Origin of the sequence: Streptomyces sp. NPDC001093 (assembly GCF_040298985.1) — a bacterium.
Classification (GTDB): domain Bacteria; phylum Actinomycetota; class Actinomycetes; order Streptomycetales; family Streptomycetaceae; genus Streptomyces.
Genome location: NZ_JBEPBF010000203.1, coordinates 1 through 11,844, shown reverse-complemented (window position 1 = coordinate 11,844; position 11,844 = coordinate 1). Strand labels below are relative to the sequence as shown.

Here is an 11,844-nt window from a genome sequence, read left to right as displayed (position 1 = left end):
CCCAGCGCCCGGCCCGGTCGGCCGTCTCCAGGGCGGCGGACACCGATCGGCGCTGGGCCGCGAGGGCGAGCCCGAGCACGGCGTCCGGCAGGGACGCCGAGCCGCCCGGCGGTTGCAGCGACCGCGGGCGTGCCGCGGTGACCGCCTGCGCGGCCATGTCGGCGAGGCCCACGACCACGCGTGTGACACCCGTGGCGACGGCCCGTTCGAGGCCGTCCGCACCCGGCCGGCTCCTCGGCGCCGGCGCGGCCGGCCGGTCCTCGGTCCCGCTCATGCCGGTATCGCACCATCCGGGGCCGCGGCCTGCCTTCACCCGGCAGGGGTGAGGCGAGCAGGCGCGGCGGGCTCCTACGGTGACCGGGCAAGCAGTCGGCACGCCAGGAAGGGCGGTCGGACATGGCCAGCACATCGCAGGCTCCCGTCCTCGACACACTCGCCGCCATGACCATCGACTCCATCGAACGGTGCGGTCTGGACCAGCGCACGCTCATCCTGACCCGCATCGCCGCGCTCGTGGCCATGGACGCCCCGCCGGTGTCCTACCTCGCACACGTCGATCCCGCGATCCAGGCGGAGCTGACCGTGGAACAGCTCCAGGACGTCCTGGTCGCGATCGCCCCCGTGGTCGGCACGGCGCGCGTCATGTCGGCCGCGAGCCACATCGCGCAGGCCTTCGGCGTGGCCATCGCCCTGGCCGAGACGGAGGCCCGGACCATGGCCGAGGCCGAGGCGAGGAGCCGGGCGGAGCACTAGGGGCACCGAGGAGTACGAGGAGTTCAAAGGAGTACGAGGAGTACGAGAAGTACGAGAAGTACGAGGAGTACGAGGAGTACGAGGAGTACGAGGGGTACCAGGAGCAGCAGCAGTGTCGGCGGAGTACCGGGGGTGTTTGCGGTGCGGCAACGGCAGCGGCGCTACGCCTTGCTGTGCGAGAACAGCTTCAGCACCGGCACCCCCACCTTGTGCCGCGCCCGGGAGGCCCAGTCGCGGTGGAAGAACTCCTCCACGTAGTGGGGGTCGGTGAGCACGATCACCTCGTCCGCCTCCACCTCGGCGACGAGGGACTTCAGCGCGTCCAGCGGATGGTCCTCCACCATCTGCCCCTCCGCCTGGCTCCCGGCGGCCCGCAGCGCCTGCACCGACACGTCCAGGGCCTGCTGTCCGACGCTCCTGGCGTCTTCGCCCTCGGGCGTCTCGTGTTCGCGGACCGCCTCGTCGAGTTCGCCGAGCGCGATGTCGTCGATGGCCCGCAGCAGGCGGTCCGCCTGGTCGCCGCGCGGCTGGAGGAGCACGTGGAACGCGACCGGCTCGTCTCCGTGCAAGGTGGTGACGAACTCCACGTCGGCGGACGTCAAAGCCTTCTCGATCATCAGAACGCTGGTGAACACCAAACGCCTCTTCTCCTCCGTGGGCCCTGACAAGGCCCCTGCGGAAACCATCCTGCCCCGTGATCGCACGGATTGTGCCGGACCAAGTCTGCCCTCCGGAAGCTAAACGGAACGGCATATTCCGCTGTTTTCAGGACCGACGGTAACGACCGAACAGAAATCCGGCGTCTTCAAGAAGCGACACGAGTTCGAACCGGTGCGGCACGACGACCGAGGGCCCCCCGGCGATGCGCTGCGCGTCACCCGCGGTGACCGTGGGCGACAGGGTCAGGCACAGCTCGTCCAGCACCTCGGCGGCGACCAGCTGACCGAGCAGCCGGGGACCGCCCTCGGCGAGCAGCCGGGTGTGCCCGAGGCCGGCCAGGGCACGCACCAGCCGCACGGGGTCGACACCGCTGCCCTCGCCTGCGATCAGCACCTGGGCGCCGGCCTTCTCGGCGGCGGCGACACGGTCGGGGGCGGCCGCGGATCCGGTCAGGACCAGCGTGGGCACCACGGGTGAGGTGAACAGCGGGAGCGAGAAGTCCAGCTCCAGGCTCGCGGTGACGACCGCGATCGCCGGGGCCGGGCCCTGACCGGCGGCCTCCCGGGCCTCGGCGAACGCCTCACGCGCACGTGCGGGGCGGTACCCCTCCTGGCGTACCGTTTCCGCGCCCACCACGATCACGTCCGCGAGCGCCCGCAGCGTGCCGAAGATCCGCATGTCGGCGGCGCTGGAGATGGGCTGGGAACGCCCCTCGTGCTGGGCGGCGCCGTCGAGCGTGGAGACCATGTTGGCCCGCAGCCACGGCCGTGGGGCGCCCGGCGGCTCCGGGTAGGCGTAGGCGGCGGCCAGTTCGGCGAGGCTCCACTCGCGATCGACGTGGGCGTCATGGTCGACGTGGGCGCCGGCGCCACCGGGCACATGTGCCACCCGCGCCCCGGAAACCCCCCTCATCCCCTCTCTCTCGGCCGCCCCGCCGGAGGCCTGGGCTGCTGTTTCGTCGGTCACAGGGAACAGGCGTCGCATGTCGTGCAGTGTGACACGGCGCTTAGCATGGATAACCGTGTCGTCCTCCATCACCGCCCCCGGATCCAGCCCTCTGACCGACGCGGGCCCCCTGTCCCTGTGCGCCCGCGAGCCGCACGTCCCCGCGGACCGGCTGGTCGCCGAGATGGTCCCGCCCCCACGTTTCGACTCGGTCCGCTTCTCGACGTACATACCGGACGCGAACCAGCCCAGCCAGAGCGAGGCCGTGCAGGTGCTCGAGGGCTTCGCGGGCGGGCTCGGCGGGGCGCACGCCTCCGGCGCCGGCAGGCGCGGCTTCCTCGGCTTCGGCAGGGCCAGGGCGCCCAAGGCCCCGGCCGGCCCGCGCGGCGTCTATCTGGACGGCGGCTACGGCGTCGGCAAGACCCATCTGCTCGCCTCCCTGTGGCACGCCACCCCGGCCGAGCCCGCGCTCAAGGCGTTCGGCACCTTCGTGGAGCTGACGAACCTGGTCGGCGCCCTCGGCTTCCGGCAGACCGTGCAGACCCTCTCCGGCCACCGCCTGCTGTGCATCGACGAGTTCGAGCTGGACGACCCGGGCGACACGGTCCTCGTGTCGACCCTGCTCGGCAAGCTGGTCGAGGCGGGCGTGGCGCTCGCCGCCACCTCCAACACGCTGCCGGGCAAGCTGGGCGAGGGCCGGTTCGCGGCCGCCGACTTCCTGCGCGAGATACAGGGCCTGTCGGCCCACTTCCGCACCCTGCGCATCGACGGCGAGGACTTCCGCCACCGCGGCCTGCCCGAGGCGCCGCAGCCCTTCACCGACGAAGAGGTGACGAAGGCGGCCTACGCCACCGAGGGCGCCTCGCTGGACGACTTCCCGCACCTGCTGGAGCACCTGGCCAAGGTCCACCCGAGCCGGTACGGCGCGCTGACCGACGGGGTGAGCGCGGTGTGCCTCACCGATGTGCGGCCGGTGCCGGACCAGTCGACGGCGCTGCGGCTCGTGGTGCTCGCGGACCGGCTCTACGACCGTGAGGTCCCGGTACTGGCCTCGGGGCTGCCGTTCGACCGGCTGTTCAGCGAGGAGATGCTGAACGGCGGTTACCGCAAGAAGTACTTCCGCGCGATATCCCGGCTCACCGCGCTGGCCCGCGACGCGAAGGGACTCGTCGGCTCCTAGTCAAGGGCGAGTTCACGCCACGCGACCGGCACTTTTCACGCTCTCTTGTGCTCGTAACGCGCAGTTAACCCTGCAAAGGACTTTGCAGGGTTAATGTGTTTCTTGACCAAGCATTGACCAATGCTTGGCGCCCGCGAGAGACGTGGACTTCCGGGAGGGGGGCGCATGTTCCGAGGTACGACGGCCCGGACCGTGCTCGTGGCCCTGACCTTCGCCCTGCTCGCCCTGCTGCTCTCGGGGCCCACGGAAACCTTCACACCTGCGCATACCCTCAGTGAAGCAACGGCCAACGCCGAGGCCGGAACCACGTCGTCCGAACAGCCGGTGGGCGACGAGGCGGACGTGGTCCGCGGCCCCGCCTCCCGCTGCGCGCGGCCCCACCCGCTGATACCCGGCCGGGCAGCCGGTACCGGCCCCTCACACACACCCGGCACCGCGCACGGCCCGGCTCCCACAGCCTCCAGAGCCCACGCCCCGGCAGCACTTCAGGTCTTCCGCTGCTGATCAGGCGCTCGCCTCTCTCTCCCCCCCACACACAACCGTCGTTCAAGTCCGACGCGCCGCTCAGGCGCGCCAGGAGGAACCACATACATGCAGCCCCTCATCGACAACGCCCGTACCTTCGGACAGCGCCCTGAGGAGTTCGCCAGGCTCGCCGAAGGCCAGTCCCCGCAGGTGCTGTTCATCACCTGCTCCGATTCCCGGGTCGTCCCGGCCCTGATCACGGGCGCCCGCCCCGGCGAGCTCTTCGAGCTGCGCACCGCGGGCAACATCGTCCCGCCCCACACCTCACAGCACCCCACCAGCGAGGCCGCCACCATCGAGTACGCCGTGGAGGTGCTCGGCGTCCGCGACATCGTGGTCTGCGGTCACTCGCACTGCGGTGCCGTCGGCGCGCTGGTCCGCGGCGACGACCTCGACGCCGTACCCGCCGTACGCGACTGGCTCGCGCACGCCACCCCGCGCCCGGCCGGCCAGGCCGAGGACCCGGAGGTCGCCGAGGGCGTGCGGGCCCATGTGCTGACCCAGTTGCTGCGGCTGCGCTCGTACCCGTGCGTCGAGCGCAAGCTGACGGAGCGTCAACTCCGGCTGCACGCCTGGTACTACGAGGTGCACACCGGCGCCGTACGGGCGCACCGCCCGCAGACCGACACCTTCGAGTCCCTGTGAGCGCGCCGATGACCAGTGAGAACACCACCCTGATATCCCGGTTCCCCTATCTGCGGCAGGACTTCGCCGCCTCCCTCGTCGTCTTCCTTGTCGCGCTGCCGCTGTGCGTGGGCGTGGCCGTCGCCTCCGGTGTCCCGGCCGAACTAGGCCTGGTCACCGGCATCGTGGGCGGCCTCGTCACCGGACTGATGCGCGGCAGCAGCCTGCAGGTGTCGGGGCCGGCGGCCGGCCTGACCGTGCTCGTCCTCGAGGCGGTCAGGGAGTTCGGGCTGCCGGCACTCGGCGTGATCGTGCTCGCCTCCGGACTCCTCCAGGTGGCGATGGGCCTGCTGAGGCTGGGCCGCTGGTTCCGCGCCATCTCGGTCTCCGTCGTCGAGGGCATGCTGGCCGGGATCGGACTGGTGCTCATCGCCGGGCAGTTGTACCCGGCGCTGGCGGCCAAGGCCCCCGACTCCGGCCTGGGCAAGATCGCCGGACTGCCCGGGGCGTTCCTGGACGCCCTCGGCAACGGCAGGGCAGCGGCCTCGCTCGCGGTGTGCGCGGGCACGATCGCGGTGCTGCTGCTGTGGAAGCACGTCCCGGCGAGGGTGCGCACGCTGCCCGGCCCGCTGGCCGCGGTCGGCCTCGCCACGGTGGCCGCGATCGCGCTGGACCTGCCGGTCGCCACGGTCGAGGTGCGGGGCCTGCTCGGGGCCGTACAGCCGCCGCCGCTCAGCGCCTTCGGCGAGCTGGCGGGCGTCGGGCTGCTCGGCACGGTCGTCGCCTTCACGCTGATCGCGTCCGCCGAGTCGCTGTTCAGCGCGGCCGCCGTGGACCGGCTGCACACCGGACCGCGCACCGAGTACGACAGGGAACTGCTCGCCCAGGGCGCCGGCAACACGGTGTGCGGGCTGCTGGGTGCGCTGCCGATGACCGCGGTGATCGTGCGCAGCGCGGCCAACGTCCAGGCGGGCGCCCGCACCAAGGCCTCCCGTGTTCTGCACGGCGTGTGGCTGCTGCTGTTCGCCGCGCTGCTGCCGGACGCGCTCGCCTACATCCCGATCCCGGCCCTCGCGGGCATCCTGATCCACTCGGGCGCCAAGCTGGTCCCGGTCCGGGCGCTGGCGGTGCTGTGGCGCGAGCACCGGGGCGAGGCGCTGATCCTGGCGGCGACGGCGGTCTCGATCGTGGCGGTCAGCATGTTCGAGGGCGTGCTGATCGGCCTGGCGATGGCCGTGGTCAAGACGGCCTGGCAGGCCTCGCACATCAGGCTGGAGGTCGTCGACAAGGGCGCGGGCCCGGTCGAGGCCCACCTCTCGGGCAACGCGACCTTCCTACGGCTGCCGAAGATCCTGGACAGCCTGGAGTCGCTGCCCCAGGACCGCCCGGTCCGCCTGGACCTGTCCGGCCTGCACCATCTGGACCACGCCTGCCGTACGGCCCTGGAGAACTGGGCCGAGCGGCACAGCACGCTGGGGACGGAGCCGGTGAGGCTGACGGTGCCGGTGGGATAGCTCGCCCGCGGTGGCGGTATCAGGGGGCTCGGGCCCTCTGATACCGCCCTGACTCGGTCCGCCCGGAAGTGGCATATCGTTACAGCATCGGACAAACGCAGACCTCTCGGTGAGGAGGTCATCATGGTCCAGGAACTGCTGGGAGCGATCGTCGGGGCGGGGTGCGCCGGACTGGTGTACCTGGCCATGGCGGCCCGCGTGGTCAAGCAGTACGAACGGGGCGTGCTGTTCCGCCTCGGGCGCGTGGGTGACATACGGTCGCCGGGCCTGACGCTGATCATCCCCGTCGTGGACCGGCTGCAGAAGGTCAACATGCAGATCGTGACGCTGCCGATTCCCGCCCAGGAGGGCATCACCCGTGACAACGTCACCGTCCGCGTGGACGCGGTCGTCTACTTCAAGGTGGTCGACGCGGAGAGCGCGCTGGTGAAGGTCGAGGACTACAAGTTCGCGGTCTCACAGATGGCCCAGACGTCCCTCAGGTCGATCATCGGCAAGAGCGACCTGGACGATCTGCTCTCCAACCGCGAGAAGCTCAACCAGGGGCTGGAGCTGATGATCGACAGCCCGGCCGTCGGCTGGGGCATCCAGGTCGACCGGGTGGAGATCAAGGACGTCTCGCTGCCGGACACGATGAAGCGGTCCATGGCCCGTCAGGCCGAGGCCGACCGGGAGCGCCGGGCCCGGATCATCAACGCGGACGCCGAGTTCCAGGCCTCCAAGAAGCTGGCCGAGGCCGCCCAGCAGATGGCCGACACCCCCGCCGCTCTCCAGCTGCGGCTGCTGCAGACGGTGATGGCGGTGTCCGCCGAGAAGAACTCCACGCTGGTCCTGCCCATCCCGGTGGAGCTGCTGCACTTCCTGGAGCGGGGCAACCGGCAGGCGGGGCCGCACGGTGACGGGGAACTACGCCTGGAGAAAGGCGAGCAGCAGAGCGTGCCGGACGACGACGGGGAGCTGCCGTCCGGATAGCGTGCCGGGCATGCGCAGGAGCTGGGTGATCGCCGTGGCCGCGACGGCCTTCGTGGCGGGCTGCGGGGACGGCGGCACGCCGGCCGCCGCACCTTCCCCCTCCCCCTCCGCCGCCCGCCGGCTTGCCGTCACCAGTACGGCCTTCGCCGACGGCGGCACCATCCCGCGGCGGAACACCTGCGACGGTGCGGACGTCTCGCCTCCGCTGGCCTTCGGCGCCGTACCCGCGCACACGGCCTCGCTGGCCCTGCTGCTGCGGGACGCCGACGCCGCGCACGGCACGTTCACGCACTGGCTGGTGTGGAACGCCGACCCGCACACCACGCGGCTGTCCGCCGGGGAGCATCCGCCGGGGGCGACCGAGGGCCGCAACGACTTCGGGAAGACCGGGTACGGCGGTCCCTGTCCGCCGCGCGGGGACCGGCCGCACCGCTATGTCCTCACGGTGTACGCCGCGGACCGCCGTCTGCCGCCGGCCGCGGGTGCCTCGCCGGCGGTTGTGCTGCGGGCGCTGTCCGGGCACACGCTCGCCCTGGGCACGCTGACGGGCCGATACGGCCGGGGATAGCGCCGTGCCGGGCCGTCTTCCGGACTCGGGGGTCCGCAGGGAAGAGGCACCGTGACGAAGAAGAACGGCAGGGACCTGCGAGAGGCGCTGTGTCTCCCGCCCGGTGAGCCGGTCGACCTGGGCGCGTACGGCACCCGGACCACTCCCGGTGCACCCGGCGGGAAGAGGGCGGCCCTGAAGGACACCGCGCGTACCGGAGAGCGGCTGGCCGAGCTGCAGGTGCGGTTGTGGGCGTCGAGCACGGCGGGGGACCGGCGGCGGGTGCTGCTGGTGCTCCAGGGCATGGACACCAGCGGCAAGGGCGGCACGGTCAAGCACGTCATCGGCCGGCTCAACCCGGCCGGCTGCCGGATCCACGGGTTCAAGGCGCCCACCGAGGAGGAGCGGCGGCACGACTTCCTGTGGCGGGTGCGCGCGGTCCTGCCGCGTCCGGGCGAGATCGGCATCTTCGACCGCTCCTACTACGAGGACGTCCTCATCGCCCGCGTCCGGCATCTCGCCCGCCCCGCCGAGATCGGCAGCCGCTACGGCCTGATCAACGACTTCGAGCGGTCCCTCGCCGAGGACGGCGTGACCCTGATCAAGTGCTTCCTCCACCTGTCCCGCGAGGAGCAGCGGCGCCGGCTGCTGCGCCGTCTGGAACGCCCCGGCAAACGCTGGAAGTTCACGCCCGGCGACATCGACGAGCGCGCCCTGTGGCCCGCCTACCAGGAGGCGTACGAGCTGGCCCTGGAGCGCTGCGCGGCGCCGTACGCGCCCTGGTTCCTGATCCCGGCGGACCGCAAGTGGTACCGGAACTGGGCGGTCGGCCGCCTGCTCCTGGAGCACCTGGAGGAACTCGACCCGCGGTGCCCCAAGCCCGGCTTCGACGTGGCGGAGTGCCGGGAACGGCTGCTGAAGGACACCTGACGTGCGCTCAGCGCGTGAAGCGGACTCGTACGGCCGCTAGATCATGAAACCGGCGCGCCGCTGCCCGTTACGCACTATTTTCCTACTAATCTCCATAACTGTAAGCGGTCGATCCGTTGCGCACCGCATCCACATCACACCATGGAGATGACATGCACAGACTTCGCAAGGCCGCCGTCGTGGTCGCGGCCCTCGGCAGCGTGAGCCTCCTGCCCGCCGGCCCCGCCTACGCCGGTGGTGGACACGACGACGAGGGCCACGTCATGCAGAGTTCCAACTGCAAGGACCACGACCTGAACCTCGACGTCCTGGGCGAGGTCGGCATCCTCAACGGTCTGCTGGGCAACGCGCTCAACGGCGAGGGCGACCCGGGTGCCCAGGCCACCCACATCGGCTCGACCATGGGCTGCAACAACAGCGCCGGAAGGTAACAGGCCGGTTCGGACCCCATGACGGCGGACAGCGGTGGCAGGCCGGACTTCCGGTGGACCGGCCGCCACACCCACCGCCGGCATGGAATGTGTGGCGACCTCACGCACGCACGGCATGCACGGTGGAGCATGCGCAGGCGCGCGTGAGGTCGCCGCGCCCGTTGGACCACCCCGCGTCACGACGCCGCGCGGACACGGTGAGCGGCCCGCCCGGCCGGGTACCCGGCGGCCATGCAGACGCAGCCGCACATCACCGACGCGTACTGGCTCCGGACCGCACCGGGGCCGTCCCGTCCCGCACTGGGCGAGGACCTGGACGTGGAGGCGGCCGTCGTCGGCGCGGGCATCGCCGGGCTGAGCACCGCGTACGAACTGGCCCGGGCCGGGCTGCGGGTGGCGGTGCTGGAGGCCGGGCGGGCGGCGGCCGGCGTCACCGGACACACCACGGCCAAACTGACCGCCCAGCACACCCTCGTCTACGACCGGCTGCGGCGCACCCGCGGCCCCGAGGGGGCGCGGCTGTACGCCCGCTCGCAGTCGGAGGCGATCGAGCACGCGGCGGCGCTGGTGGCCGAGCTGGGCATCGGCTGCGAGTGGGAGACCCGGGACGCGTACACCTATGTGCGGGACCGGTCGCGCGTGGACGAGGTGCGGGCCGAGGCGAAGGCGGCACGGGAGGCGGGGCTGCCGGCCGCGTTCACGACGGAGACCGGGCTGCCGTTCCCGGTGGCCGGCGCGGTCCGGGTGACCGGGCAGGCGCAGTTCCACCCGGTCAAGTACCTGCGGGCGATCACCGACGACCTCGTGGCGCGCGGCGGACAGGTGTACGAGCGGACACGGGTCGTCGGCCTGCAGGAGGGCGGCGAGCCCTGCCGCCTGACGACCGAGGCGGGCCACACGGTCACCGCCCGGGACGTCGTGATCGCCACCCACTACCCGGTGTTCGACCGCGCCCTGCTGTTCGCCCGGCTCTCCCCGCGCCGGGAACTGGTCGTCGCGGGCCCGCTGGGCGAGGGACCCGATCCGCAGGGCATGTACATCACGCCGGAGGAGAACACCCGCTCGGTGCGCACGGCTCCGTACGGGGCGGACGGGCAGCGGCTGCTGGTCGTCACCGGGGAGCACTTCACGCCCGGCACCGGCGGTGTGCGGGCCCGCTTCGCCGGCCTCGCCGCCTGGGCCGAGGAGCACTTCCCGGGTGTGGACCTGGACCAGGCCTGGGCCACCCAGGACAACGACTCCACCGACACCGTGCCGCTGGTCGGCCCCTTCCACCCGGGCACCCGGCACACCTACGTCGCCACCGGGTTCGGCGGCTGGGGACTGAGCGGCGGCATCATGGCCGGGCTGCTGCTGACCGCGCTGATCACCGGGCGGGACTGCGCCTGGCGCGAGCTGTACGACCCGCGGCGGCTGAAGTCGGTGGTGCGCGAGGCGCCGTCGCTGCTGAGGACACAGGCGGAGGTGGCCCGGCACTTCGTCGGCGACCGGCTGAAACCGCCCGCCTCGGTGGACGACCTGGCGCCCGGCGACGGGGCGGTGGTCCGGGCGGACGGCGGCCGGCTCGCGGTGCACCGGGACCAGGAGGGCGCCCTGCACGCGGTCTCGGCCCGCTGCACCCACCTCGGCTGTCTCGTCGCCTTCAACCGGGCCGAACGCGCCTGGGAGTGCCCCTGCCACGGCTCCCGCTTCGACGTCGACGGCACGGTGCTCCAGGGCCCGGCGGTACGGCCGCTTCCGCGCCGTGACCTGTGAGGCCGCGCGGGTGACCCCACCGCCGCAACACCGAGCATATCGCCATACAACCGGCCTTTCAGTCCTACGTTCATACGGTGACCCCACGCGTACGCCGTATCACCGCCGTCTGTGTCCTGGGCGCGGCTCTCGCCGCCTGTGGTGGCGCGGGTCCCGCGGGCAGTGTCCGTCAGGCCCCGGCCCCCTCCCCCGCCGCCATCTCCCCGCCCGTCTCGCGCCCGCCCGTGCTGGCCCCGGGCCCGGGCGGCCTGACCCCGGTCTTCGCGCACGGCCCGCGCACCCTGGGCAAGACGGTCGCGTTGACCTTCGACGCCGACATGACCGCCGCCCAGGGGCCCCGCGCCGCCGCCGGCGAACACTTCGACAACCCGGACCTCATCGGGGCCCTGCGCGCGCTGAAGGTTCCGGCGACGATCTTCATGACCGGCCGCTGGGCCGACGAGTACCCGACCGAGGCCCGCAGCCTCGGACACGACCCGCGGTTCGAGGTCGCCAACCACTCCTACAGCCACTACGCGTTCACCGCCGACTGCTACGGCCTGCCGGTCGTCGACGCCGGCAAGATGCGGTCGGACGTGGAGCGGGCGTACGCCTCCCTGCGCAAGGCGGGCGTGCCGCACCCGCTGCCGTACTTCCGCTTCCCCGGCGGCTGTTACGACCGGCGGGCGCTGCGCGCGCTGAGCGGGCTCGGGGTGACCGCGGTGCAGTGGGACGTGGTGAGCGGCGACGCGTTCGCCACCGACGCCGACGCCGTGACCCGGCAGGTGCTGGACGGGGTGAAGCCCGGCTCGGTGGTCGTCATGCACTGCACCCGCAGCGCCGCCCCGACCACCGAGCGGGTCGTCCGTGCCGTCGTACCGGAACTGCGCAGGCGCGGCTACCGGTTCGTGAAGGTCTCCGAGCTGATCGCCGAGACCGGCGGACACCGCTGACGGGCCGCCGTACGCCGGCACCGCCGTGCTCAGGGTGACCGGCGGGCGGCGAGCCGCGCGGCCGCGGCGAAGGCCA

General features: G+C 72.4%; 14 protein-coding genes. 11 read left to right on the top strand and 3 right to left on the bottom strand.

Annotated features, from left to right (window positions below; genetic code table 11):
* On the bottom strand, positions 1-274 hold a 274-nt coding region (locus tag ABT288_RS47160; protein ID WP_351622447.1), incomplete at its 3' end, for a hypothetical protein.
* A gap of 122 nt (positions 275-396) precedes the next feature.
* Here ABT288_RS47160 and ABT288_RS47155 point away from each other — a divergent pair.
* Positions 397-753, top strand: coding sequence for a carboxymuconolactone decarboxylase family protein (locus ABT288_RS47155; protein ID WP_351622444.1), 357 nt, complete (start codon positions 397-399; stop codon positions 751-753).
* A gap of 161 nt (positions 754-914) precedes the next feature.
* Here ABT288_RS47155 and ABT288_RS47150 read toward each other — a convergent pair whose 3' ends face one another.
* Positions 915-1,388, bottom strand: coding sequence for an indole-3-glycerol phosphate synthase (locus tag ABT288_RS47150; RefSeq protein ID WP_351622441.1), 474 nt, complete (start codon positions 1,386-1,388; stop codon positions 915-917).
* 130 nt (positions 1,389-1,518) lie between these two features.
* The gene (locus ABT288_RS47145; protein WP_351622438.1) at positions 1,519-2,397 is read right to left on the bottom strand and encodes a pyrimidine reductase family protein; all 879 of its coding nucleotides are present in this window, start codon (positions 2,395-2,397) and stop codon (positions 1,519-1,521) included.
* Positions 2,398-2,434: 37 nt separating this feature from the next.
* Here ABT288_RS47145 and zapE point away from each other — a divergent pair, with 37 nt between their 5' ends.
* The 10 genes from zapE (at position 2,435) to ABT288_RS47095 (ending at position 11,768) form a co-directional block, all read left to right on the top strand.
* Positions 2,435-3,538, top strand: coding sequence for a cell division protein ZapE (gene zapE, locus ABT288_RS47140; protein WP_351622435.1), 1,104 nt, complete (start codon positions 2,435-2,437; stop codon positions 3,536-3,538).
* A 165-nt stretch (positions 3,539-3,703) separates the two neighbouring features.
* A complete protein-coding gene (locus ABT288_RS47135) occupies positions 3,704-4,042 on the top strand; it encodes a hypothetical protein (RefSeq protein WP_351622432.1) in 339 nt (112 codons plus the stop codon).
* Between the two features lie 87 nt (positions 4,043-4,129).
* Positions 4,130-4,708 (top strand): carbonic anhydrase, encoded by a 579-nt coding sequence (locus ABT288_RS47130; RefSeq protein WP_351622429.1) that lies wholly within the window; start codon positions 4,130-4,132, stop codon positions 4,706-4,708.
* 8 nt (positions 4,709-4,716) lie between these two features.
* Positions 4,717-6,201: a SulP family inorganic anion transporter gene (locus tag ABT288_RS47125; RefSeq protein ID WP_351622426.1), complete on the top strand. Its 1,485-nt coding sequence runs from the start codon at positions 4,717-4,719 to the stop codon at positions 6,199-6,201.
* A gap of 123 nt (positions 6,202-6,324) precedes the next feature.
* Positions 6,325-7,173, top strand: a complete 849-nt coding sequence (locus ABT288_RS47120; protein WP_351622424.1) for a slipin family protein — start codon at positions 6,325-6,327, stop codon at positions 7,171-7,173.
* A gap of 10 nt (positions 7,174-7,183) precedes the next feature.
* Positions 7,184-7,741 carry a YbhB/YbcL family Raf kinase inhibitor-like protein gene (locus tag ABT288_RS47115; RefSeq protein ID WP_351622421.1) on the top strand — a complete coding sequence of 186 codons (558 nt, stop codon included), beginning with the start codon at positions 7,184-7,186 and terminating at the stop codon, positions 7,739-7,741.
* Positions 7,742-7,792: 51 nt separating this feature from the next.
* Positions 7,793-8,650 carry a PPK2 family polyphosphate kinase gene (locus ABT288_RS47110; RefSeq protein WP_351622419.1) on the top strand — a complete coding sequence of 286 codons (858 nt, stop codon included), beginning with the start codon at positions 7,793-7,795 and terminating at the stop codon, positions 8,648-8,650.
* Positions 8,651-8,802: 152 nt separating this feature from the next.
* The gene (locus ABT288_RS47105; RefSeq protein WP_351622416.1) at positions 8,803-9,081 is read left to right on the top strand and encodes a hypothetical protein; all 279 of its coding nucleotides are present in this window, start codon (positions 8,803-8,805) and stop codon (positions 9,079-9,081) included.
* A gap of 231 nt (positions 9,082-9,312) precedes the next feature.
* A complete protein-coding gene (locus tag ABT288_RS47100) occupies positions 9,313-10,836 on the top strand; it encodes an FAD-dependent oxidoreductase (RefSeq protein ID WP_351622413.1) in 1,524 nt (507 codons plus the stop codon).
* 77 nt (positions 10,837-10,913) lie between these two features.
* On the top strand, positions 10,914-11,768 hold the full coding sequence (locus ABT288_RS47095; protein ID WP_351622410.1) for a polysaccharide deacetylase family protein: 855 nt from the start codon (positions 10,914-10,916) through the stop codon (positions 11,766-11,768).
* Positions 11,769-11,844 lie beyond the last annotated feature (76 nt).

Excerpts from the sequence above, each read along its gene's own strand:
- ABT288_RS47155 (WP_351622444.1), top strand. The coding sequence starts at position 397 with ATGGCCAGCACATCGCAGGCTCCCGTCCTCGACACACTCGCCGCCATG.
- ABT288_RS47145 (WP_351622438.1), bottom strand. The coding sequence starts at position 2,397 with ATGCGACGCCTGTTCCCTGTGACCGACGAAACAGCAGCCCAGGCCTCC.
- ABT288_RS47135 (WP_351622432.1), top strand. The coding sequence starts at position 3,704 with ATGTTCCGAGGTACGACGGCCCGGACCGTGCTCGTGGCCCTGACCTTC.
- ABT288_RS47130 (WP_351622429.1), top strand. The coding sequence starts at position 4,130 with ATGCAGCCCCTCATCGACAACGCCCGTACCTTCGGACAGCGCCCTGAG.
- ABT288_RS47125 (WP_351622426.1), top strand. The coding sequence starts at position 4,717 with ATGACCAGTGAGAACACCACCCTGATATCCCGGTTCCCCTATCTGCGG.
- ABT288_RS47120 (WP_351622424.1), top strand. The coding sequence starts at position 6,325 with ATGGTCCAGGAACTGCTGGGAGCGATCGTCGGGGCGGGGTGCGCCGGA.
- ABT288_RS47115 (WP_351622421.1), top strand. The coding sequence starts at position 7,184 with ATGCGCAGGAGCTGGGTGATCGCCGTGGCCGCGACGGCCTTCGTGGCG.
- ABT288_RS47105 (WP_351622416.1), top strand. The coding sequence starts at position 8,803 with ATGCACAGACTTCGCAAGGCCGCCGTCGTGGTCGCGGCCCTCGGCAGC.
- ABT288_RS47100 (WP_351622413.1), top strand. The coding sequence starts at position 9,313 with ATGCAGACGCAGCCGCACATCACCGACGCGTACTGGCTCCGGACCGCA.